Origin of the sequence: Sphingobacterium sp. WOUb80 (genome assembly GCF_050058145.1) — a bacterium.
Classification (GTDB): Bacteria; Bacteroidota; Bacteroidia; order Sphingobacteriales; family Sphingobacteriaceae; genus Sphingobacterium.
This window is the reverse complement of record NZ_CP165617.1, coordinates 5,375,668-5,400,375: the sequence shown is the minus strand read 5'-3', so window position 1 is coordinate 5,400,375 and position 24,708 is coordinate 5,375,668. Positions and strand designations below refer to the sequence as shown.

Here is a 24,708-nt window from a genome sequence, read left to right as displayed (position 1 = left end):
GGACATTTGGATCGCAGTCCGAAAAATAGCTCGTGATAACATTTTAATTATAATTATTTTATATTAAATTAACATCAATATCATGAAATACGTAAAGAACATTTCCCTATGCAGGGAATGTATAGCATTGCACAAACAAAAAACCACGGCAGAAGCCATGGTTTTTTGTTTATTTCTATGGAATATAAATTACAGCTTGTTATTTTAACAGCGGAAATGGGCCTAAGAAATAGCTTCCTCGTTTATAGAAACGGAGAAAGAAATCAAGTACTTCATCATTCAGAGGAAAAAAGAACTGCTTGTCCACATCTGCCTTGAATAGATTGACATAATACTTAGGCAGCTCGCTAGGGAAGAAATCCTCAACCAAAAGATTTAGAAAATACCGCGCATAAGGTACTTCATTTTGACCATCTTTCTCTACAAAGCTGTTATGCTTCAATGGGAAGAACTCCTCAATACCACCAAAAACCTCCAATCCTGTCTTTGGATTAAAGAATACAGTAACTTTGGCATCTTCCGTAATATCCAAATTTGGCTCCGGCAAAGGAGACTCCTCTTTACTTGGATATTTTTGCTGATATTTCTTAAAGAAATCAACAGCAAATTCTCTAACATCTTTCCCTTCCATAAATGCGACAGCTGCCTTATGTTCTGACTGGAATAATTTACCCATATCTTTCAGCTGCTTTTCCGTTTTCTTCAAGCTCTTATCCTTACCATGCATGGCTTCTATTCGATACGTCATCTCATACTGCTCTGGTAAGTCAAAATTTATCTCCTCGGCGTTGACAACAGTCATAATTCCAGATAAGTTCCATGCATCTTGCCAAGGTACAATTTCCATATAGAAAGATAAGGTTTCCGTAGGTTCAACAAATTGTTGTATAGAATCTTTAAAGATTTTGAATGCAGTTTTTGTACCGATATGTTTTACATGCACATACAGCTCATCCGTTTTAACGTATTCAAAAAAGCTATTAATACGATTGCCCAATGTTTTGACAAGACGATACAGTGGATGTTCTTTCCCAATCACTTCAGCGACAAATTCAGATGCCTTCAATGCAAACAAATGCAGTCTATAATTATTGAAATGGTTGTCTCGAACACGATAGATCATCTGTTGGAGCTGATTCTGATCGTGTTGATACCGTCCAATTTCTGCAACTTGCATCAAATGATTGAGATTGGTATTATATTCACCTGCCGTCAGATAATTTGTAGCGACAAGTTTCTCAATAAAATTTCGGACCTCGAAATAGTTCGCATCCTCATCCAAAACATATTCTTGCTTTAGCTTCTCATTTTCAGGAGCAACTTCATAATGTTCTTCCAAGATCGAATAGGCCAAATCTGTAACCAATTGGATCAAACGACCACGGGGATCAATAAATAAATGGGGATTACGTTCACTGAAAAATAACCAAGTCAATACAGCAATATCTTCACTATTTATATCCTCAGCATAATAGTCCGTTAAGTCATTATTAGGATAGAAAGGTAAAAGTTGATTGTACAGTTCTGTATGGATCGTCCGAAATGCAGCAAAAATTCCTGTTTTCGCAATAACGTCTTCTAAATAACATGTCAGATAGATACTTAATGTCTTTAAAGCATCTGTATGAATGAGATCATTTGTCTCTTGCTCCTCAAACCATAGTGTAGATAAACTATCATTGATTTCATTTGCAACACGTAAGTAATAACTATCTATTTCGTTTGTTTTTTGATAAGTATGGTGTGCTATCCAGTCTTGAATAAAAATTCTGTTTCCTCTCATATGAAAAATGCTAAAACCAAAAGTAGCCAAATTTTCGAAATATCCATATGTGCAAAACACAAACGCGAACGAAAATAATCTACATGAGTTAAAGCAACTACAAACAGCAAATAACAGCCAAGAATCCCTCGTAAAATTTAAAATACGTCCTTACTGCAAAGCAGACTAACTGGACTAAAAGCAGGCGGTATCTGCCAGGACAGATAGAATTATCACAAAAAAAGAGATACCTAAAAGGGTATCTCTTTCTCCAATTAATATATTTTGATGCTAGCCAGTAGCGATCACATTCTTATTACTTCCCAAATGGTCTTGCAATGACGGATTCAATATGGGACATGTTTTGAGTAAATCACGTACAGGATATTTAGCCACCACATCTTCCAAAGCGGCCAAATGGCGTTCATGATGCGCGTCTGACCCCACAAAATCATACATCCCAGATTTAATCATTGTCAAAGCTGCCGATTTCACCTCAACACCATAATACCGACTGATAGACAGCAAGTTAAGCTGCAACATACAACCAGCGTCCTTAATCTGTTTATACATGTTGAAGTTGTAATGATAATAATTATAACGTTCTGGATGTGCTAAAATAGGTTGATAACCGAGATTTTGTATATCCAATATCGTTTGAAATAGCGCTTTGGATTCTTGTAAATAGGACATCTCAATAAGTACATAACCACCAGGCATTACACAGAGTTCATTCGATCCGATGAGATTCACTATTCCGTCATCAATCATATGCTCAGCTGCTGCATGAATTTCTGGCATATTGGGCACCCCAACTATACCAGCGAGTAATTTATCTTTAGCAGCTTCAATCGTACGAATCGAATTTGGATGTACACCATCCATAATATGCGGTGTACAGATAAATTTCTCGAAGCCCATTCGGCCAAGCCCTTTCAACAATACTAATGATTGTTCAATTGATTGACTTCCATCATCTATTCCAGGAAGGATATGGTTATGCATATCCACCTCCAAGAAAGCCAATTTACCGACAACCTTTACTTTTGAATCCTGAGTTTTGTTTCCAAACAGTTTTGAAAATATCCCCATATCGTGATGTATAAAATCTTTTTTTTGTCTGTTTACTTATTCTGTTAAATGTCAAAAATACTATAAACAACCCAAACGATCTTAATATTATTTTAACATTATAAAAATATAACCATAATATTACAAAATAAACCCAAACAATAGCGTAATAAAATTGTTTGGGAACTCCTTTTAGTTACTTTTTATTTAATTCCGCCAAAATTTGATCGAGCAAATAACTGATCGCACCATCATTGGTCTGCGGCAATCTTGTCGACATTTCAGCCTCAGCACGATTGCCAACTACGCCCTTAGAAGTAAGTGCTGTACTGCCATATTGATTAAGTTGCGCCAGTGTTTCTTCCCATTGTTTACCAGGTGTAACCCCCATTTCCTTTAACATAGTGGGTAGCTTTTGCAGATCAATGGCCGCAGACATCTTGTTTTGCTTCATCAGTTTTACAAAGTCTTTATTTGCGGGAGCATTCATCTTATTCTGACGAATATCATTCAAAGACAACGAATCATTACTGACCATAACCAGATCTTCTTTCAGAAGAACATACATTGGGAAATCCATGGCTTTCTTTGTTGAAAAAGCATAAATACCATCATGAATCTGCCCAACGTTCTTTGAAACGGCCATTTCTAACCCCTTTTTAATCAGACGTTGATCCTTCGATGTAAACATCCAGATAAATACAGGAAGTGTTTCTTCCTTTGTCTTTTTCACTTCGGTTGCATTGTAATCATCGTCGTAGGTGTAATCGATATAGTCTTTTTTGAACTTCCGAAGACCGTTCACGACAACCAAATGGTCTCCTGGCATCACCTGGGCAATGGCCTTTTCATCTAGCGCTATTTCAAGAGCCATCAGCCCCCATTCTACGACATCCTGTTGAGGCCCCAATAAACCGCTATAATATTTTGCCATATAAGCAGGCATCTCTCTCAGATAAGCCTCCGAATTAATATTCACATTAAAAAAACCTAAGGTTTTATCCGTTAAATATTTACTGAACTTCGAATTAGGTTTTCGCGCATACATTCTTTTGGTCATCTCAGCAAGGGTTTTATCTAACCCCACAGATCCCTTTAATTTCAGCACATTCCCCTCTTGCACTAAATCCAATAGGCCATCTTGATAACCCGTCTTGAACTTATCCAGTTTGATCCCCATGTAGTAATAAGGAAGAGAGGTGGTATAAGGCATAAGGCCACGATATAAATCCTCTACATGAGGAACATACAATCGAATAAGCCCTAGATTTTTTAGAACTTTCTCCCGATCTGCATTTGACAGGGACTTATAATTCCCCGAAAGCAAACGGTTAGCCTCATTCAACAACCATTTATCGCGTAATCCATTTCGAATAGAATCATTTTTTCGATTTTGATCTTCATACGCCGTATAAAGCGAATCATAATAACTAGGATCATGCATTTCAACCGCATCACCTATAGCAATATCAGCAACCGGAGGGAATGCTTCTGTCGCAGCGACTATCGTATCGGGTTCAACGGCGATAGCAACTGGCGGCGCCACCGGAACGGCAAGCGGTTTTTCATCTTCATCCCAAACTGCAGCAACGGAATCCACGGCGGCAACTGTTGTATCTGCCCAAGCTTCATCATCGTCGTCAGATGGACGTGCGACGTAATCAACCTTTTTAATTCCATAATGATTAGCAATTGAATCGTTGTCTAAGAAGTTGGTATTCGTTGTCGCCGAAATAAATCGTGCAACACGATCGTTATACACCAACATACTGCCTGCTTTGAGACCTATGCTCGTATAACCATTGGCAAATGCCTTGGGTTCTCCCGCCTCATGAAGCAGTTTCTCAAATTGCCCCTTGTTGTCCAAAGAAAATATGAATTCCGTAAAACTGATACTATCGGTCTTCCTTGTATAAAAATAGGCTGTTTGGGATAGATCTACCCCCAAATTTTTAATATCATTGCTCGCTGAGATTCCCGATTTCTCAAAAAAACCAGTTTTCTGAAGCAACTCGTTCAGCTTATTTGCATTTGCCTTCTGTACAATATCTTTCACGTTGAACGCCGCAATAATTTCAGCATCTTCGGGAATCTGTTTGATCAGATCCTGCGACTTTACATTTGCCATAAACGACAAATAGGCCAATCCTACCAGTATAATTTTTGATTTCATCTTATATAAAAATTTTTAGCTGTCCCAGAATTGCTATTCATCAATATGTTATCGATTAAACATCTCCGGTTTCACCAATGTTATTAGGTTTATTTTGTTAATGTGATTTTATTTGCCAAGCTCGATTTACCATAGACCAAATCCATAAAAGGTAGTTTTAGCAAAACCCCCTTTTTATTTCCCGCGACCTTTGCCAGACTGTTTGCCTGCGAAACTACTGGTCTTTCAAAACGAATAATCTGCGTATAGAATGCATCTGCAAATTGGGTCGTATTATCACTTCCCAGCTGATTGAATTTTGTCTTCCAGTCAGCAGAAGCCGCAAATTTGCGTTCAAATACATTGCTCTGTGCGTTAAAATAATATCGGTTTGAGTTCGATATCTTCGTTTTAAATCGATTGGCTAATATATCTGAAAAGGCATTCAACGATTCTATCTGACTAAAATCACATGAAATATTAACGATATAATTGGTAAAATCTGTTTTATATTGCACATTGGAAATGCCCTTCGCCTGCTTGAGCAGCTGAACAGCAGACCGGATCTCTTTTTCCATATCAGCCTGGGAAGGTATCTGAATTCCCTTGATACTTTTCATCTTCATTAAAGAAGACACCTTGGTCTTACTCTTACTTAAATTTAATGTCGCTGCAATATGCCCGGATCCATCCGATTTTAAATCGATCTGTTCAACAAAATCAAAACAGCTCGACAATGTCAATGTCATTAAAAAGGCACAGAGGACCACATAAAATCTCTTCAATTTTCTTTTCGCTTTAAATATTCCGTTCATTACAATCCAGTAACGATTAATAATTTGTCAAATCAATATATGTTTTGACATTAACAGCAAACATTGTGCTATTTTTTTCTTATTGACAAATTTATTAAAAGCGAGCACGCATTTTACTACCTGATTTCAGGGAAAAATGAAGAAAATCGAATTTATGACATTACTCCTTCACAAAAGAATTAAAACCGCTATCCTTAGCCCATTGAAGCGTATTATAATACGGGTGTATCCACTTATTTAAATCATTAGGAACATAACAAGATAACCCAGAATATCGCAAAATGGGTTTACCTAGAAAAGTTGCCGTATTCGCCTTATAGATAACCAATTTCGAAGCTGTAGCCTCGATAGTGGTTGTCTCAGATGGCGACATATTCTGATGCACAAAATCAAGAAAATCAAAACCTGCAGATAAGGACTTATCATCAAAATCCAGTCGTTGCAAGTTATCCCGGTAGATGGTTGTCAGGGGGGACTTCGTCAGCGCAATATGGACGTTATTTGCGAGATCTGACCAATAGGCATTATTGACCACAGAAATGGTAGCCGACTGATAGAGTCCCGTTAATTGATTATAAAAATTAAAATATGTTGTCGCAGTAGATTTCAGTCCACGTTCAAGATCAGGGTCTACCAAGTGTTTCAGTACCAAATCATAAGGCATACTGGTTGATAATACCTCCGCTGGTGAAGCAATCGTGTATTTGGCCTTTTCCCGAAGCTGATACAAGACCTCGACACTTGCCATTGAACAAGCATCAAACATTAAGAAATCAAGTCCGGAAGGAATAATCGTCTCCAAATCTCGCAGCTCCGTTTTATTTCCGCGATCTTCATTAAAAGACATCAACTTGACCCCAACATTCGGAAGCCAGTTTGTCGCATGTGACCATAGAACAAGCCCCGATGGACGATTGCCGACATATTCTTTCATGGTCAACAGAATCTGTTTCATCACCACAGGGTTCGCTGAATCTTGATCGCCGTAAGATTTGATGACTGTGCTCTTGATCTCTGGGCTTTGATCTGCTACAATTTTATAAATTTTGGGTGTGGTGCCAGCCAAAGCGGCATATACATAGACATCGGCATCCAGTCCTACCATGCCCTCTTCCATCGCATTGATGCTATTGTAGGCATCTGACACCAAGTTATTATTGGCACCAATATAAACCAAAACAACACGGCTATCTCGCTCGTCTACAACATCTTTTTTGTTATTGCAACTAGTTAAAGTAATAACAAATAACATGCATAACACCGCAAATAATCTAAATACCATAGAATTTATCAAAACACCATTAAATCGCAACAAATATACCTAAAAATCAAACTGATACATCAAATAAATATTTAATTACACAAAAGAACACAAAAGGTTCACATTAATTTAACTTAACTTAAGTATTTTTGTCATTGCTTTATTAACAAACACTAACTATCAATATGATTAACAAGATCATAACTATCCCGAAACAAAACATATTCCGGATAGCTTACATTATGATTGCATTGCTTACGTTTAATTCCTGCCAGAAAACTGCATCTAGAATTGAACAATCGGCAGTACAATTCAATCCGACCATCGTTGGTCAAATCAACACAAAAGCGACAGGAACTTCCTGGGATAAAAATGATGAGATCGGCATATACATGTTCAAATCTGGTCAGCCCCTAGGAGCAGCATCCATCATTGACCAAGTTAAAAATCAGGTATTTACTTTCAATGGGTCACTATTTCAAAGTAGCAGCTCAATTTTCCTGCCCAATGAAAAAGTGGATTTTATCGCCTATTATCCTTACAAATCGCTTACTGATTTCCAGTACCCCATTGATGTAACGGACCAATCCAACCCATCAGCTCTAGATCTGATGTATGCCAACAATGCCAAAAACATCGACAAGAGCAACAATACGATACCCCTTTCTTTTGTGCGCCAATTGAGCAAAATCAGCATCAATCTCTCCATTACCAATACTGCCGCACTGGAGGCAAATCAGATTACTGTTAAATTACCGGCAGTAAGTACCCAAGGGGGATTCGACTTAACATCTGGAAAATTGACGGTTAATTCAACGGATAAAAAGGATGTTCAGGGAAAAGTAACGGTAAATGCGAATAAAACAGCCTTAATTGAATTTATACTCCTTCCGGGTGAAGATATCACCGGAAAGGCAATTAAGTTTATTGCTTCTAATGGCGATAGCTATACCTGGACCGTACCACAAAATCAAAACCTAAAGCAACTGACCGCAGGCAACAGATACAGCTTTGACATCAAAATCGACAACGGTAAACCGAGCGGTGGAATCGGTGATTCACAAGCCTATCTGGAAATCCCTAAGATGAACAGTCTCAGCAATGATGAGGTTTTTATACAGCATTTTATGCCAGACGCAAGTGACAGTAGAAACTATGCTATGTTATATGACAAAAAATTAAAAATGGCATATTGGGTAGCTTATCCGTTATACAGCAGCATTTTAGGATCGGGCAATCGCACAGATGCATGGGGATATGATCCGCAAGTCTCTACGGCTTTTCAACCTAATTTATTTAATGGTTTCAAGCCAACCGGCTACGACAGAGGACACCAATTACCAAGTGCGGACCGCAACTTAAATACAACCCAAAATAAAACAACGTTTTACTTCACCAACATGACCGCACAAGCTTCGCGTCTGAACCAAGGTATTTGGGCAAACCTGGAAACGAAAGTCAGAACCTGGACGGCACAGTGTGATACGATGTATGTCGTAACAGGAGCAATGCCTACAACAAGTACCAATACTGTATTGGATTTCGCGCAGGACAATGATGGCAAAGATATCGCCAAACCCAAATATTACTTCAAAGCACTAGCAATGAAAAAAGGATCCGAATATTATACCATTGCCTATAAGATAAATAATGAAACTCCTCCTTCTGGAGTAACCTTCGAAAATTATAGATTATCGGTAAGCGACCTAGAAAAGGCTACCGGATTCACTTTTTTCCCTGATCTAAATGATGTTCAAAAAGGAAATATTAACACCTCTATTTGGAAATAATTAATAAACGACTTAGTCATATCAATTCATTTTAATTATGAAAGTAAACCAACTTTTATTCCTAGCGACTGCGGCGGCAGCCGTTACAAGTTCCTGCCAAAAGGCACCTGTTTCAGAACAAGAAATTACCAAAGCGGTAACTTTTTCTTCAACAATCTCCAATCAAGTTACTACCAAAGCAGCTGGTGCAAACTGGGAAAGCAACGATGCTATCGGTGTTTTCATGAAAACCGGCAGCGGTTTAAGCAATGCATTGGCCAGCAACAAACAGTATGTAACGACAAGTGGAGACGGAAACTTCAAAGCGAATAGCACTACAGAAGAAATCTCTTATCCTGCTGATGGTTCCAACGTAGATTTCATTGCCTACTATCCTTATCAAACAACAATTAGCAACAATGTCTACCCAGTCAATGTGAGCGATCAAACGCAACAAAACAAAATTGACTTCATGTATGCTAATAATGTAACTGGTGCCAATAAAAATACAGCAAATGCCCAATTACAATTTAGCCACAAACTAAGTAAAATTGAATTGACGATTGCCGCCGGAACTGGCGTAAGCTCTTTAACTGGTCTTACAGTAACCTACAATGGATTCAATACAACTGCCAACTTCGACCTAGCAACAGGTACATTAGCAGGAGGAGCCAACCCAGCCGCTATCAAAGCAAAAACAACCGCTGGAACAACGACAACAACAGCAGAAACCATCTTATTACCTGTAGCTAGTGTTGCAGGAGCAAAAGTTGAGTTTAAAATTGGTAATGAGACTTATACTTGGACTTTACCATCATCAACAACTTATGAAGCAGGTAAAAAATACAGCTATAATATCACCTTGCAAGAAGAAGCCGGTAATAATACAGCTGTTGTCGCCTCAGGAAGTATTGTTGATTGGACAGATGTTCCTTCAGGCTCTTATACTATCGGCAAAGATGAAGATAATGGTGGCGGCACAACAGATCCGGTTGAACAAACTCTATATGAGGAAGGATTTGGAACAGAGAAGATCGCCGCTAACACAGATTTTGATAAATTCACAGGTTGGTCAAACACAGCTGTAAAATACACGTTAGATGCTGGTAAGTTATCGATTCGTTATACTGGTTTTAATGACAATAATATTTGGGTACCAGCTAATGCAGACGCAAAATTCACTGTAGCAGGTATCAATACAGCCGGTGCGAATAAATTGAAATTTAAATTTTCTTTTGGCGTAAATAGCAATGCAGCAACCTCAGCATTTGATGCCAAAGATATTGTCATTACATTCAATGGAAAAAACTACTCCCCTGCATCCATCGTTTTTTCTGATGCAAATGGCTATAAAACAAACACAAAATATCCATTAGAAATCGATTTGGCAGCAGAAACTACTATTCCCGCAACTTCTACCATTTCAATAGCTGTTGCCGGCGCGGCAAACACGATTGGGGTAAGGGTTGACGACTTAGCTCTTGTAGGCTTAAAATAAATCACAATAAAACATACGCAAATGCAACACATCTAACATGTGTTGCATTTGTCATCTAAATACATTTCACTATTTAACCTCAAGCTATGTATAAAAAATACATACTTTTTGCGCTCTTATCTGCTGCCAGCACACCTATATTTGCCCAAAAGGCCAATGTACAGGGTATTGTGCGCAATCAAGTGAGCAAAGAACCTTTTTCTAATGTACGTCTCGTCTTTGAGAAAAATCAAAAAACAGTTGTTACGGATTCCAAAGGAAACTTCAGTCTACCGAAGTTAAACTCGGGTGAGGAAACCATCCTGATCACAGGCGGTAATATCCAAGAGACCAAAATCACCGTCCAGATCCCGGCCTCCGGCCTACTTAAAATAGAAGATATCTACGTCCTTCCAAGTACCGACAACGACAACATGGTACAACTAAGCATGGCTGCCGATGATCTATTGGATGATGATAACGAATCTTTCGATCAAAATATCGCAGCCAAGATTATTCTTTCCAACGACGTATACGTCAACAAAATTGGTTATCAGCTGTCTCAATTCCGTTTCCGCCTCCGCGGATACAACAACCGCTACGAACAAAAGTACATCAACGGCGTTCACTTTAACGACCAGTTGCGTGGTGTCTTCAACTACGCTTCCATTGGAGCCATCAATGATTTGACCCGAAATGGAGACCAAGACAATGCCATGGATGCCTCGACCTTTACATTCGGGTCCATCGGCGGATCCGAAAATATCAATATGCGCGCCAGCACCTTTGCGAAAGGCGCAAAGGCAACAGCTACCTATACCAACCGCAATTACTATAGTCGCGGCATGTTGAGCTACTCAACAGGACTCATGGATAATGGCTGGGCATTTACAGGTTTAATCGGTGGCCGTTATGCAGACAAGGGAAATATTGAAGGTACATTTTACAAGAACTTCTCCTATGCCCTGTCCATCGAAAAGCAATTCCAACAAGGTAAACATAGCTTATCCTTAGTCACCTTTGGTTCACCCGTAGAGCGTGGTCAACAATCAGGTTCTTTCCAGGAAGCTTATGACCTGCTAGACAATAATCTGTACAATCCCAACTGGGGTTATCAAGACGGAAAAATCAGGAATTCACGGATAGTGACAGCATATGACCCTACCGCAATCCTTTCACATATCTGGAAAATAGATCAAAATACAAAGTTAACAACAGGGATATCGCTACATTATGGGAAATATGCCAGTACTGCACTCAACTGGTACAACGGTCCAGACCCTAGACCTGACTACTACCGCAATTTACCAAGCTATTTTACAGATTCCATAACAAATCAGTACTACAGTAATCTTTGGCAATCGGCCAAAGTATCACAAGTGGACTGGGACAACCTATACCTCGTCAACAAGCTAGAAAATAAAATCAACGATGGTGCAGCCATCTATATGCTTGAGAAACGCCATAGCGACCTATTGGAAAGTAGTTTCAATACTACGCTTAATAAAACCATCAACGAACATGCTAAATTGACGCTCGGTATCGGTGCCAAAGGTTCTCAATCGCAACAATATAAAACTGTAGCGGATCTGTTGGGGGCTGAATATGTTCTGGATATAGACAAATTCTCTGAACGCGACTTTGGTCAAAACACGGGGCAAAGCCAAAATGACTTGCTGAACCCCAACTTTAAGGCACGCAAAGATGATATTTTTGGATACCGTTACAACATTAATATCAAATCTGCGAATGCTTGGCTACAAAACGAATACACGTATTCGAACATCGACTTTTTCTACGCGACCCAGCTTTCTTACACAAGTTTTCAACGCGTAGGCTACATGAAAAACGGACGTTTCCCAACCAATTCCTACGGAAAAGGGCAGGAACACCATTTTTTTGATTATGCCTTTAAAGGTGGGATGACCTACAAATTCAATGGCCGTCATTTATTAAACGCCAAAATTAGCTATCAGACCAAAGCGCCTTTGGCCAATGATGCCTATATCTCGCCAAGAGTAAGTGATTTCACATTTGAAGACCTCAAAAGTGCGAAGATATTCTCTACAGATATCAGCTATGTCTTCTCACTGCCAAAACTAAATGGCCGCCTATCGGTATTTCAGACCAACTTTACAGATCTTATCAGCAGACAAAGTTACTACAACGATGCAGCAAGGACCTTCATCAATCATGGTCTAAAAGATATGAATCAGGTCAACAGAGGTGTAGAACTGGGATTGACCTATAAAGTTGACAACAACTGGAGTGTCGATCTTGCCGCAACAAAAGCTGAGTATTATTATAGCAACAATCCAATGGGAGCACAAAACTCAGAGAATGGATTGATCAATAATGAACGCGAAATGGTCTACCTCAACAACTATTATGTTGGTGGAATGCCACAGACTGCAGGAACTTTAGGTATCCGCTATTTCGTTGACTACTGGTTTTTTGGAGCAAATGTAAATTATGCCGGCGATATGTATCTATCGAAAGCTCCACTTCGTCAGTTAGCGTCAAACTACAGCACGATCAATCCGTACGATCCGGAACTCGATGGCGCCTATCATATACTGACCGACCAGGAAAAGTTCAAAAATAGCACAACCATCGACCTATCGATCGGCAAAATCCTTTATCTGAAGAATCGCAAGTCGATGAACTTCAATTTAGCGGTCAACAACGTATTAAACAACAAAAACATCCGAACAGGTGGTTTCGAAAATGCACGTCTGGATATTACGGCACCAAATAAGTTTGCGTCCAAATATTACTATATGCAAGGAATCAATTGTTTTATGAATGTATCCTATAGATTTTAATTTCAACAACGATGAATAAAAAAAATATACAAGCTGTCTATACATCGATGCTATCGCTCATCTGTATTGGACTCATCTTATTTACAGGAGCCTGTAAGCGCGATCCTGAAGCCCCCTTATTGACTCAACCGATCTACGACGGCCCCAATGCAAACACCACGATAGCCGCGTTAAAAGAAAAATACGCCAATATCACCGATCCAAAAGTCATTGATGAAGATCTGATCATTAAAGCAGTGGTGACCGGAAACGATATTTCGGGTAATATCTACAAACAACTGTACATTCAGGATGAAACTGCGGCCATCAATTTAGGAGTCGATCAAAACAGCATGTACACGACATTTCGTGCTGGACAAGAAGTATACGTCAGCTTAAAAGGTTTATCCATGGTGAAATATGGCAGCGAACTGCAGATTGGATTCAGTGGAACCAATGCCAACCGTATTGCCTGGGAGATCTTTCAAGAACACACCAAGGTAAGTGGATGGCCTAATGCGGCTAATTTAACGCCGTTGGAAGTAGACCTGTCCAAGTTAGACGCATCAATGGTCAACAAATTGGTCATCATTAAAAATGTGCGCTTCAACAACGGTGGCATTAATGCCTTCGCGGGTGGAACCGCTACTGTCAGCGAAGTAGTCAAAGATGCGAATGGCAAAACATTAGATGTGCGCAACAGCAACTTCTCCACCTTTGCTAAAGAGATCCTTCCTAAAGGAAACGGAACACTAGTCGGAATATTAGGTCGTTACAATGGTGGTTGGCAGCTCTTCTTACGTGACAAAACAGATGTTATTGATTTTGACGGTACAGATGCTGGAACAACACCAACTGATCCCGAAACTGGAGGAACAATATTCAGCGAAACGTTTGGTGACGGTACTTATCCAAGTGGCAACCGCCCAAAAATTGCGGACTTTACAGGGTTTGATATGAAGTCTCCAGTAACTTATACCGAAGAAAGTGGCTCGGCTGACATTCGTACAGCAACTGGAATCAGTGCTTCTGTATGGTTCCCGGCAAATAAAGATATCACGCTCAGAATCGCTGGAATACAAACGGCCAACAAAACGGATCTTACATTGAGCTACCAGCTTGTACCTAACATCTATAATGTTGATGAGACGACTAACCTAAATGCAATGAAAGTTAAAATTAACGGAACAAGTTATACTATTCCGAGCACTCAAGTGACTATCAAATCAACAGACGATCGCAATAAATATTATACAATCAGCATTCCGAATATTACACCTGCCGCGACCAGTACCATCGAATTTATAATGACTGGCGCCGACAATGCCTTTGGCTTCCGTCTAGATAATATTAAAATCGTAAGCGCAACTGGCGGAAACGGTTCAGACAATACGATTATCGTTACTAAATAAATAAAAGATGAACTATAAACACATCAGCTGTATTTTACTTCTCCTTTTATTTGCTGCGCACCCGAGTTTCGCACAAACCAACCGTCGGGTTTATCCCATCGCATTCTACAATCTGGAGAATCTATACGATGCCGTAAAAGATTCTTCCATCAATGACGATGAGTTTACGCCAAAGGGTGCCAATACATGGACGGAAGCAAAATACCAACAAAAAATAAAAAATATGGCACGAGCAATTCGTGCCATTGGTTCGCCTAGTTCAAGCCTCGGGCCCATTGCTTTAGGGGTAGCCGAAATTGAAAACCGCCGTGTCCTCGAAGATCTGACCAAAGACCCACAACTCAGTGACTTGGGTTTAAAGATTGTACATCACGATTCGCCGGACCGCCGTGGTGTGGATGTTGGATTTCTGTATAACCCAGAATTCTTTACCCCATATCGCGATCAGGCGTATCCCTTTCATTTGCCAGAGAATCCCGGGTTCAAGACACGTGATCAACTATTGATATCCGGCACTATCGCCGGCGATACAGTGCATATCATTGTCAACCACTGGCCTTCACGCTATGGCAACAAATCTTCCGAACTACGTGAATTTGCCGCCAGCATTACCAAAGGAATATGTGACTCGCTATATCGCGAAAATCCCGAAGCGAAGATTATTATCATGGGCGATTTAAATGATGATCCCAAAGATAAAAGCGTAAAGGAAGTATTGCAGGCAAAGAAAAATCCACAAGATGTACCAGCTCAGGGATTGTATAATACCATGTGGAAGTTTTACGATAAGGGAATTGGATCTCTTGGTTATCAAGGACAGTGGAACCTTTTTGATCAGATCATTATTTCCAGACCATTATTGGACAATAAAAACAAAGGCTTACGTTTTGTCAAAGCAGAAATCTTCAATCGGGACTTTTTGGTGCAACAGGAAGGCCGCAACAAAGGTTATCCGCACCGAACATTTTCCGGCGGAGTATTTATCAATGGCTATTCCGATCACTTTCCAACGTTGATCTATTTGGTAAAATAAACTAAAAAACAACTTATTTTGCTAATTGCCTCGTATTGATAGGATGTTCCTATAGCAAACTCCTTTCAATATAAGAGGGGAAATCTTAATAGATTTCCCCTCTTATAAATAAACGACAATTCAATTTAATAACCAAAAGCCTTAAATTCACCCAGATGTGTAAAATCATCGCCAGCATCCTTTGGTTTTGTCATGGTCACCCTAACATAACGCCCTTTAGTAACACTAGGTAACTTGTAATATTGCCAATCGCTATTTGTTGGATCAAATGACAGATTTGAAGCTACTTTTGTGAAGTTGATTCCATCCAATGAAGTTTCTAAATCATATTTAATAAAACCGTTATTTGCACCTGATCTTCTGATCATTCCAATCTTAGAAATGAATCGTTCCTTACCAAAATCAATTTTGAACCAATGCGGAAAAGGAATCGATGGATCATCGTACTGTGAATGCCAAAAGGACGTTATATCGTTATCTATTAACGCTTCTGCTCCCCCTCCATCATCAATCTGAGAATCTGAAACTGTCGCAATCCAATTGGATCGATCGGTAAACTCGGGCAGTGGTCCCGGAACTTGCGCGATCACTTTACTTTCTTCAATTTTCAGTTCAGCGTCAACAATAGTAAGTTTAAATGAAATTGGTTTTGTTTCATCAAATAATTTATCAATAGCTATGGATTCTACAGCTGGTCCCTCCACATTCTTTGTTCTTTGTTCCCCTTCGACCGTGTAAGTGATCGTATATTTCAACGAGCGGTCAAGGGTTTTAGGAAAAGTAAATTTCACACCACCGTCAATCGGCTCGGTTTGTAGATTATCGAGCTTATACTTTACTTCGGAAGGCAATGGCATTAATACAGTAGTCGTCACTTTTGATGATGTCCCTTCTTTGGTAAAATACTGTATAGCAAAATCATAGGGCTTATATTCACTCAAATGAATAATGACCGGCTCTTCAAACTTGGTAAGTTCTAACTTCTTCTCCGTTCCATCCATATAAGTGATGGTTGCTTTTGTCACACGATCACTCAGCTTTGGAAAATAAATTTCAACATTTTGATTAAATGCCGACACATAGGTCAAACTAGAGGGACGAGCAGTAGGACGTTTCTCACTGACCACGGCTTCCTGTTCCAACTGTGGCGGAAATACGAGTTCCTCTTCTTTACATGCCTGAACTGCCAACAAAATGCTGCCAATCAAAAGGCATTTGCCAATTACAACTTTAAATCTTTTCTTCATTGTACAATATCCTTTAAGGCTTTAAGAATTCGATTTCATACTTATTAAGGAAAACTTGACCGTCCAAGTTCCAGTCTTTATGTGCCTGTAATTCCAGCCAATAGAAAATTTGGGTAAACATGTCTGCAGGTTGAATTAACACCGTGTTATTCGCATCGACAAAAGGCAAGGTATTACCGGAAAGAATAAGCCGTGAGGACCCTTGTGCTGCAATACTTGGATTTCCTGCCACCTTGTTCATAAACGAATTGTTTACCAGACCATCCATTGGCCAATAGCCCACAAGGTTAGGATTTGTCAATTCAGCATCCGGAATTCCAACACGGTTGGCATTTTTCTTCAATGTTGCTTCGTCCATAGCTTTGTTATAAATGTGCACATCGCACAACTGCATATCCACGGCTAGACCCGAAAAAATATAAGGGAAGTAACCGAAAGTCAAGCCAGTGGCACTCGTAACATTATTAAGATTCATCGTCGTACTAGTCGCTTCACCCGTTTTTAGACCATTGACATAAACTTTGACTGTAGGTACATTATTTACCTTAGCAACTGTTGCCGCAATATGTGTCCATTCGCCAACAGACGAAACAGGCCCCATCCCCGGCTGTACATTCGTACTACCATCCGCAACAAAAAATGTTAATGCACTGCCTGACTTAAAAAATGCCCATCCTGCTGTCGATCCTGTCCGAGCAGCATTCTTGCCTAGAAATGGAGCATTACTGGCATAATCAAATTTACCGTCCACCGGATTCATTTTAATCTTTGCTTCAACTGTCAATTCACCTGTTTTAGCAACTTCATAGATAGATTCATTGGCCAAAACTGGATTGTTCCGACCGCGAAAAGCATTAGGTCCATACCCGGCGAAAGAAGTTTGTCCTGCATCATAAAAACCATAAAAACGCATAGATTTCATGATATCTGCTTTCAGTTCTAACTGTTTGAAATTATTATTTTGGAAAATTGCAAATATGTTTCGCTCAGCATATGAGTCACCGCCATACACTTTGTCTGTCCCTCCATGATTACTTGTCACAATAACCAGCCAGTCTTCATAAGGATAGTTCTTTCGTGCTTTTAAGGCTTTCATAATCTCTCCAATATAACCATCCACCTTCTTTACCGCATCAACATACCCAGCATTACCTGCAGAAAATCCCCCAGCTATACCTGCCTGTAAAACATCTTTAAATTGTACAACTGCCAGTCCCGGATTTTTCTTTCCTAGCAGGTCTATTACTTTATTTTTAACCTCCTCATCCGTATTGACATCAGTTGCCTCGTCTGCGCTTACCAAAAGTTTAGTCGTAATTGCCTGATCACGCGCAACAACATAGGTTTTTGTCATCGGAGAAATTGTTGAAATTCGATATAAGATGGAAGGATAGCCCGAAGCATTATGATGCGGGTCATTTTCGTCCGGTTTTGGAATATACGAATCGTCTTCAATCTGATGCTTATCCTGAGTTACCCCAGACATCATTGACGTCCACGTGGCAGCATCCTTTGTATTCTCATTTGCAATTGCTTCAAATGAATACTTACTTGTTTTCAGTAGCTCCGCAATATTCGTTGGCATGATCTTTTTCATTTCCAACCCCACAGCCCCGTCAATGGAAATAAACAAGACCCTTCTCTTCACGGTTTGATCTACCCCTTGATCGTAATCTTCATATACTGCCGCCGGATTTGCATACTTTGTACAGCTTGCTAAGGTGAACACCGCACCTAAAGCGATCAAAACAAGCTTTGTCAGACTATATTTTCTTTTCATATTACTCAGCTTAAATATCATAAAACACACCAATTTCGGCCAAAGCTACGTGAACAGCTCCACCCAGGTTCTGATCCGGGAACACAAACTTGACATACTGAGCTTCCACAATGCTGGAGAATGCAAATTCGCGTATTGCATTGCGCTGCGCCGTATTTTCAGCACTTTGAGCCAATGTATAAGTTCCCATTTCTTTCCAATTCTTATTATCACTGCTAACTAACACCTTCACTTTCGTTTGAAAAGTATTGTTTTGACGATTTTGAATATAGAACCCCTTAAAGGCATTCATCTCATTCATGTTAAGGGTTAATTCAACAGGAAGGGTTGTTGGAATACTACAACCGGACCAGCAGGTATGCCAGTAGGTATCTGTCTTACCATCAGTTAATGCTGCAAAAGTCCCCAAACTTTCATTCGTCGCCGTCGCAACATTCGCTGTGAACGTAAAAAGATTGCTTGGCAATTTATATTTGGTCGGAAGCGGTGTATCGCCACCAGTAAATGTCAATGGATTATACTCCCATAAGGTTGTTGTCAACGGCGGATACAGATTACGTATTTCTCGCTTTGCCGAAGCACTGACAGGAATACCCCAGGCAATGAAGAAACGATTGAAGTCCGTACCAGCAAAATGACAGAGTTGACGATAAAAATAATCCCGTTTCGCTTGTTCCAGCGATGTTGAGAAGTTCTCATTCCGAGCTTTTGCATAAATATAAGGGAAGAAATCCCATCCCGATTCACCATTTTTTCCCTTTACTTTATCAAAAATCTGCAGAAAAGGCGTCAAGCGTGCAAACACCACGTTATTGGCAGAACTGAGACCATAACTGAGCGGTATATTTGAAAAATTCTTCGGCACATTATCTTTTGCAAAAGCTAGTCCTGCCGGTATTTCTGTTTTTAAAGCCGGGTGAAATGAAATCCGATTCGTATTGCCACGTTTCCGCGCGGCGTTAAAAATAAACAAGTTATTTGTCGTCTCGCCCAGATCACTCCAGCTCCATGCAAACACGGCCTGATAATTGTGCCCAACCTCATGATATGTTCCCCAAGAAGTTCCCTTTTTAATTGTATTCGGGTTAATCAGCTCATCAAGCCAGTATTCATCTTCCTGCATGACCCATGGACTACCACTATGTGCATAGCCTGCAGATGGATGAATATCCATGACACCCCGCTCCCAAAACTCGGGGTAACGGTTAATAATATCGGGAGCATTGCGACTCAATCCCATCCAATCATAGTAATCTTCCTCATACGTTTTATCCCAAAGCTCCAGCGCCTCATCAATATGATCTGCCTGACCCGATTGAATAAATCGGGAGATAAGCGAACGCGGCACCGAGAATGCGACATGTTTGCCGATTAGATCCATCCAAGGGACATCACTGGCCATAACATCCTTTTGCCACTGCGCAATCGTACTTTTTCCAAGGATAAAGTCGGTAGCTTTGACAGCTCCCGCAATTTTTAGTGCTACAGGTGAGGCCATTGGCTTCTCCTTGATAATCCAGATCGTCCCACCATACAAATTACGGACATAGTTAACACCTGGAAAAAGCTCTTTACGGGTATAGATAAGGGCATCACGGCGAGGGGCATCCTTCCCCGCAATATTGTCCTCATGTACCCCCAGCTGAACTGTAAGTCCCATTACTCCTTGCGGAACAGTAATCCGCACCACTTCTCCTGCCGGTGCATAGAGTCCTGTACTATAATAAGGTGCTGGCGTCGCCTGAACCTTAAACTCATTTCTGTCTACATATTGCTTATTCAGCAATAGAGTCACCGTTGTATCCATTACGCGTTTGACGCCATCGCCCACAAGCCCGGGATAGATCCGAGCACGTGTATACATGCTCTTATCGGGCCTCCCCATTGTGGTATCTGTTAAAATCTCGGAAGCAGTGGAGTCCCCAAGCTGATAACCATCTTTAAAGTCATAGCCATATTTGCTGCAGGATGAGGCCAAAGCAATCATCCCTGCAAATATTCCCATTATATATATCTTATTCATATTGGTTAGTTCTAATGATTACTTTCTGATTTGCGCATACGCTGGACTCCAGCTTTTTCCATCCAAGTTCCAAGCACTTTCTACGGTTACCCCCAGCCACTGATAGACCATAAAAGGAACGTCAACCGCATTTGGAACTTGTCTAAAAAATGACCCTTCGATTGGAGGCTGAAAGAAAGGAACCAATTCATTGAAGCTTGTCCATGAAACCGGCCCTTTAAGCGCTATATCTCCCGCACCCTTTCCTCGTTTTTCCGTGAGTTTGCTGGTATTAACATCGCCATACCCCGGCCAATACCCTTGCAGACTAGTCCAAAATGGGAAAGACTCATCAATATGTGTTACACCGCCATAGCGTTTTACCTCATCATGGGTAAAGGCACGGTTGTAAATCTGTAAATTACAAAGTGAAAGATCACAGCCCGTATTTCCATCACCAGGGCTGTATCCAATCCGTAATGGGCTTGTATTGTCAAAATTACTATTAGCAACCACATTTTGCGAAACCTTACCTGCTATCGAATTTTTTGTACCGTCGGTATAAGTATATACCGAATCTTGCGTACCGCTACGTTTAATCACAACAGTAAGCGCATGCCATTCACCATCGTTGATGTAATCACCAAAGGTCTGGTTCGCAAAAGAGCTATTGAAACCCCACCCACCGCTTTCTGAAAAGATATTCCAACCATTTCCGCTGAATCCCTGCAAGCGTTTGGCAAGAAAAACTGCATAGTTATAAGTCGTATTCGGGCTGTTGTGTTTTGCAAAAAAAGTAATCGTCCAATCTTCACTTGCACTTACATTAAACTTGTTCGGATCAGTCAGCTGACCATACACCTGATTATTGGCCGCATAGGTGTAGCGTGTTGCGTTGCCCACAAAAGGAATATCTTTTGCACTCGGTCGAGGGATGATTTTCCGCGCAAATTTAGGCGAGTATAACAGCGTATACGTACTCCGCTCACTATCTCCATATGCCGTAAAATCGCTCTCTGAATTTTTAGTTTTGCCCCCTTTTCCTGAAGTAACGATCACTAACCAGTTTTCATTGGAAATTGATTTTCGGCCTTTAATTGCATCTACCAATTGTTTAATTTGCTTATCTGCGTTTTGAACAGCAGTGACATAATCAGTCGACTCACTTGTGTAACCGCTCGCCACTCCAGCTTGCTCTACTTTTGTAAGATGAACCACATTTAAGTCGGCAGAATCGGTCTGTAAGCCCTTTAATGCATCGGTCACTACACCCTGATCATCTGTTCCTACCTGTACCGTTGCATCTTTACCAAGGTAAGTACCATATGCTGAAGATGAAGTATAAAAATTGGAGCGATGTGCTTCATTTTTCAACCGCTCAAAGATGGTTGGATATTGCGAATTTAATGTACTGATATCTTCAGATGTAACACCGGTTTTATCACTATTAACGCCAGTCAATAGTGACGCCGCAACAGAAGTATTCGTTACTTCAAAGTCCGTAGTCGGATCAGCTAAACTGCCATATGTTACCAATCCATTGCGGGTCATGAGCGTCATGTTTTCAGGTTCAATATCCTGTACAACAGATCCCGACAACCCATCCACGATAACCAACAAAACCTTATCTTTACTTTCAGGGCTATCTTTCGCCTCATTAAAATTCTGGAGCAAATTTGGAAAATCCTTATTACAGGCAACCAATAAAAGCATTCCTCCAATTCCCCAAAGGGTATTTTTTATTATTTTTATATACTTATTCATATTTGGTTCAATAAAAGGTTAATCCTTGATTTCCATCTTAAAGACATTTCCAACACGATCTGCCCCATATTGTAAAATACCTCCACCAATCAATAATGCCGGAAAACCCAACGATGAGGTCGATTCTATAATTTTAGCTGCACTGCCCTCAAAAGGTGACTGGTTATTATATTTCTGTAATAAGGTACCGTCTTTCTCCAATACCAGGAAGCTTGATCTCTTAATTGAATTATAGCTATCGAAAGTGCCCTGAGCTACAATCCGCCCATTATCCAGCATCTGTGCAAAGGTCGCCAATCCTGTGCCTATATCGCCCAATACAAATTGGTCATCAATACTGCCATCCAGATTCATTACAGCGATCCCTTTTACTTTCCCATTTGCCCCCAAACCACTGAACACACCCGCTATCAGAATTTTTTTCAGTTTTGCATTATAGCTTACGTCAAACACACGATCAACCGTTCCCCCTAAATTAAAGGAAGGATCTATACTGCCATCAGCTTTGATACAGACGATCCCCCGTGCAGGCTGACCATTGAAACTTGTAAATGGCCCTGTAACGATGACACGCTCGTTGTCAATCAGTTCCGCATCGAAAATAGCCGCATTTGCACCGATATTATTTATCATATAGCTTGAATCCAAAGATCCATCCGCTTTCATGCGCATAATATGCTTCACTTTCGTTGCAATTGGGCGTTTATTCCCACGGGAGGAATAGGTATAATCGATCTTATAGTGCGTGTCAAAATTCCCAACCGCAATGACGCGATTATCTGATACCCCAAAAACCTTAGAGACACTACCCGTAGTTCCTGCATTAAAGGTACATACCGTATCGCGTCCATCTCTTGGATTGCCCGTTGTATTAATCACATCGACTACTGTGGAGTCCACAAGACCATTGGGATTAAGCCGAACAAGACCAAAGACATTTTTTTTATCGAACTTATTGAAAAATCCGCTTAATATAAACTTTCCATCGCTCATTTTAGTAACTGAGTTTACGTACCCATTTGCGCCCTCACCAAATGTCATTGCGGTCGAAGTCTTTCCGTTGCCATCAATAAAATGAATGCCATTCCGAAAAACCTTCTTATCTACAGCCTCATTTTCAAAATTGCCAAACCCACCAGTTACAATATAACCACCCGCATTGGCTAAAATATCCGTCACCATCGCGGAAAAGCCATTCACCATACCGTAGTTGACATCCCTGGAAACATTACCGTCAATCTCTAGCCGTGGCCCGTAGAATACCTGCCCATCGGCTTCGATCTTCGCATCGCCCGAAGAAATTTGATCCGGTACCTTAATAGTCACCAAAGAATCTTTTGCACTGACCACTTCCATTTTCGTATTATTGACATAGAAGTTAAGTTTGCCAAGATATGGTGCAATGCCTTTCACATAAAAGTCAACCAATTCCCCGGGTTTTGCGGTCCCTGGCTCCGAATAGCTTTTATAAAATCCAATGCCAAGCGATCCTTTTCCACCCGCATAAGGATCTGTGCCGAGGGCAATATCCTTACTGCAGGAACTTATTGCAAGGCAGGACAGCAAACCAAGCTGGTATCCTATTTTTGTTTTTAATCGTTTCATCATTATTCAGTCAAATCAGTTAATTTGGTAAAACGCCAGTCGTATATGCCTCATTGGCAAAAAGAGCTCCCACAAAACCCAAGGTGTGCTTTGAAAATTGCAAAACATGCAATACACCATTGGCCGGTTGAATATCCGATGTTGCCACAGGTGCTGTAATAAACGGAGTCAAATATTCCTCAAATTCACCAGTTCTTGAATAAGGGAAATTGAAATAGAGCTGGCGATAACCTGCATATTTAATCACCTGATCATTTGAGCGCACATCGTTGTACAAGACACCAATATTCATGTCCGAACCATCGTAATTTTTGTAAACCCCGCCTGGGTATGCCGCCAGATTGATGGTATCAATCTGTGTAAAATCCTTCGATAAGTACTTTCCTTTGAGAATGTATTGTCCCAGATATTTCCGCCAAACCTCTGGTTTAATCTGTTCCAGTTTGGTTATTGTATCCTGGCCTGAGACATATAATGTTCGGTTGAGCCGCCACACAGCTTTTAGGATTGTTGGATCCGGAGGGGCAAAAAAGGTCACTTCTTCCTTTTTTAACACCTCATCCAGTTTAGAAATCTTCAATGCGACCATCAACGTATCAAATAGATCGGGACGTGACTCCAGATACTGCCAAACTGTACCATCGAATTTTGGATTATGAACTCCAGTATCGATAAAATCATCTTTTTTACAAGCGACTACTCCTAGTATCATCACTGTCAAAAACAGAGTTAGTTTCAATAAACTTTTCATCTT

The 24,708-nt window shown here is 40.3% G+C and carries 16 protein-coding genes; 5 read left to right on the top strand and 11 right to left on the bottom strand.

The features are described from left to right. Positions 1–199 precede the first annotated feature (199 nt). The 5 genes from AB1Z56_RS22325 to AB1Z56_RS22305 all read right to left on the bottom strand — a co-directional run bounded on the left by AB1Z56_RS22325 (position 200) and on the right by AB1Z56_RS22305 (position 7,082). A complete protein-coding gene (locus tag AB1Z56_RS22325; RefSeq protein ID WP_426790224.1) occupies positions 200–1,783 on the bottom strand; it encodes a DUF3843 family protein in 1,584 nt (527 codons plus the stop codon). 270 nt (positions 1,784–2,053) lie between these two features. Then, the gene (locus AB1Z56_RS22320; protein ID WP_426790223.1) at positions 2,054–2,854 is read right to left on the bottom strand and encodes a tyrosine-protein phosphatase; all 801 of its coding nucleotides are present in this window, start codon (positions 2,852–2,854) and stop codon (positions 2,054–2,056) included. Positions 2,855–3,029: 175 nt separating this feature from the next. Beyond that, the gene (locus tag AB1Z56_RS22315) at positions 3,030–5,006 is read right to left on the bottom strand and encodes a DUF4836 family protein (RefSeq protein ID WP_426790222.1); all 1,977 of its coding nucleotides are present in this window, start codon (positions 5,004–5,006) and stop codon (positions 3,030–3,032) included. Positions 5,007–5,095: 89 nt separating this feature from the next. Continuing rightward, the gene (locus AB1Z56_RS22310; protein ID WP_426790221.1) at positions 5,096–5,800 is read right to left on the bottom strand and encodes a hypothetical protein; all 705 of its coding nucleotides are present in this window, start codon (positions 5,798–5,800) and stop codon (positions 5,096–5,098) included. Positions 5,801–5,960: 160 nt separating this feature from the next. Further along, positions 5,961–7,082 (bottom strand): clostripain-related cysteine peptidase, encoded by a 1,122-nt coding sequence (locus AB1Z56_RS22305; RefSeq protein ID WP_426790220.1) that lies wholly within the window; start codon positions 7,080–7,082, stop codon positions 5,961–5,963. A gap of 221 nt (positions 7,083–7,303) precedes the next feature. Between AB1Z56_RS22305 and AB1Z56_RS22300 the strand changes: the two genes are divergently transcribed. From AB1Z56_RS22300 to AB1Z56_RS22280, 5 genes are all read left to right on the top strand, one after another. After that, positions 7,304–8,851 carry a fimbrillin family protein gene (locus tag AB1Z56_RS22300; RefSeq protein ID WP_426790219.1) on the top strand — a complete coding sequence of 516 codons (1,548 nt, stop codon included), beginning with the start codon at positions 7,304–7,306 and terminating at the stop codon, positions 8,849–8,851. A 37-nt stretch (positions 8,852–8,888) separates the two neighbouring features. Next, on the top strand, positions 8,889–10,328 hold the full coding sequence (locus AB1Z56_RS22295; RefSeq protein ID WP_426790218.1) for a fimbrillin family protein: 1,440 nt from the start codon (positions 8,889–8,891) through the stop codon (positions 10,326–10,328). A gap of 86 nt (positions 10,329–10,414) precedes the next feature. Further along, positions 10,415–13,132 (top strand): TonB-dependent receptor, encoded by a 2,718-nt coding sequence (locus tag AB1Z56_RS22290; RefSeq protein WP_309359681.1) that lies wholly within the window; start codon positions 10,415–10,417, stop codon positions 13,130–13,132. 11 nt (positions 13,133–13,143) lie between these two features. Further along, the gene (locus tag AB1Z56_RS22285; RefSeq protein WP_426790217.1) at positions 13,144–14,523 is read left to right on the top strand and encodes a DUF5689 domain-containing protein; all 1,380 of its coding nucleotides are present in this window, start codon (positions 13,144–13,146) and stop codon (positions 14,521–14,523) included. A 7-nt stretch (positions 14,524–14,530) separates the two neighbouring features. Beyond that, positions 14,531–15,556, top strand: a complete 1,026-nt coding sequence (locus tag AB1Z56_RS22280) for an endonuclease/exonuclease/phosphatase family protein (RefSeq protein ID WP_313266326.1) — start codon at positions 14,531–14,533, stop codon at positions 15,554–15,556. A 125-nt stretch (positions 15,557–15,681) separates the two neighbouring features. Here AB1Z56_RS22280 and AB1Z56_RS22275 read toward each other — a convergent pair whose 3' ends face one another. The 6 genes from AB1Z56_RS22275 to AB1Z56_RS22250 are packed head-to-tail and all read right to left on the bottom strand — an operon-like array spanning position 15,682 to position 24,705. Next, complete coding sequence (locus tag AB1Z56_RS22275) at positions 15,682–16,803, bottom strand: discoidin domain-containing protein (RefSeq protein WP_426790216.1); 1,122 nt, start codon at positions 16,801–16,803, stop codon at positions 15,682–15,684. A 13-nt stretch (positions 16,804–16,816) separates the two neighbouring features. Then, entirely contained in the window at positions 16,817–18,583 is a 1,767-nt protein-coding gene (locus AB1Z56_RS22270) for a LamG-like jellyroll fold domain-containing protein (protein ID WP_309359672.1), read from the bottom strand. Positions 18,584–18,593: 10 nt separating this feature from the next. Next, on the bottom strand, positions 18,594–20,606 hold the full coding sequence (locus tag AB1Z56_RS22265) for a M60 family metallopeptidase (protein ID WP_426790215.1): 2,013 nt from the start codon (positions 20,604–20,606) through the stop codon (positions 18,594–18,596). 18 nt (positions 20,607–20,624) lie between these two features. After that, entirely contained in the window at positions 20,625–22,349 is a 1,725-nt protein-coding gene (locus AB1Z56_RS22260; protein ID WP_426790214.1) for a DUF4983 domain-containing protein, read from the bottom strand. A gap of 18 nt (positions 22,350–22,367) precedes the next feature. Further along, positions 22,368–23,957: a DUF5008 domain-containing protein gene (locus tag AB1Z56_RS22255; RefSeq protein WP_426790213.1), complete on the bottom strand. Its 1,590-nt coding sequence runs from the start codon at positions 23,955–23,957 to the stop codon at positions 22,368–22,370. 16 nt (positions 23,958–23,973) lie between these two features. Further along, entirely contained in the window at positions 23,974–24,705 is a 732-nt protein-coding gene (locus AB1Z56_RS22250; RefSeq protein WP_309359664.1) for a fasciclin domain-containing protein, read from the bottom strand. Positions 24,706–24,708 lie beyond the last annotated feature (3 nt).

Excerpts from the sequence above, each read along its gene's own strand:
- AB1Z56_RS22310 (WP_426790221.1), bottom strand. The coding sequence starts at position 5,800 with ATGAACGGAATATTTAAAGCGAAAAGAAAATTGAAGAGATTTTATGTG.
- AB1Z56_RS22300 (WP_426790219.1), top strand. The coding sequence starts at position 7,304 with ATGATTGCATTGCTTACGTTTAATTCCTGCCAGAAAACTGCATCTAGA.
- AB1Z56_RS22270 (WP_309359672.1), bottom strand. The coding sequence starts at position 18,583 with ATGAAAAGAAAATATAGTCTGACAAAGCTTGTTTTGATCGCTTTAGGT.
- AB1Z56_RS22315 (WP_426790222.1), bottom strand. The coding sequence starts at position 5,006 with ATGAAATCAAAAATTATACTGGTAGGATTGGCCTATTTGTCGTTTATG.
- AB1Z56_RS22255 (WP_426790213.1), bottom strand. The coding sequence starts at position 23,957 with ATGATGAAACGATTAAAAACAAAAATAGGATACCAGCTTGGTTTGCTG.
- AB1Z56_RS22295 (WP_426790218.1), top strand. The coding sequence starts at position 8,889 with ATGAAAGTAAACCAACTTTTATTCCTAGCGACTGCGGCGGCAGCCGTT.
- AB1Z56_RS22305 (WP_426790220.1), bottom strand. The coding sequence starts at position 7,082 with ATGGTATTTAGATTATTTGCGGTGTTATGCATGTTATTTGTTATTACT.
- AB1Z56_RS22325 (WP_426790224.1), bottom strand. The coding sequence starts at position 1,783 with ATGAGAGGAAACAGAATTTTTATTCAAGACTGGATAGCACACCATACT.
- AB1Z56_RS22320 (WP_426790223.1), bottom strand. The coding sequence starts at position 2,854 with ATGGGGATATTTTCAAAACTGTTTGGAAACAAAACTCAGGATTCAAAA.
- AB1Z56_RS22275 (WP_426790216.1), bottom strand. The coding sequence starts at position 16,803 with ATGAAGAAAAGATTTAAAGTTGTAATTGGCAAATGCCTTTTGATTGGC.
- AB1Z56_RS22265 (WP_426790215.1), bottom strand. The coding sequence starts at position 20,606 with ATGAATAAGATATATATAATGGGAATATTTGCAGGGATGATTGCTTTG.
- AB1Z56_RS22260 (WP_426790214.1), bottom strand. The coding sequence starts at position 22,349 with ATGAATAAGTATATAAAAATAATAAAAAATACCCTTTGGGGAATTGGA.
- AB1Z56_RS22285 (WP_426790217.1), top strand. The coding sequence starts at position 13,144 with ATGAATAAAAAAAATATACAAGCTGTCTATACATCGATGCTATCGCTC.
- AB1Z56_RS22290 (WP_309359681.1), top strand. The coding sequence starts at position 10,415 with ATGTATAAAAAATACATACTTTTTGCGCTCTTATCTGCTGCCAGCACA.
- AB1Z56_RS22250 (WP_309359664.1), bottom strand. The coding sequence starts at position 24,705 with ATGAAAAGTTTATTGAAACTAACTCTGTTTTTGACAGTGATGATACTA.
- AB1Z56_RS22280 (WP_313266326.1), top strand. The coding sequence starts at position 14,531 with ATGAACTATAAACACATCAGCTGTATTTTACTTCTCCTTTTATTTGCT.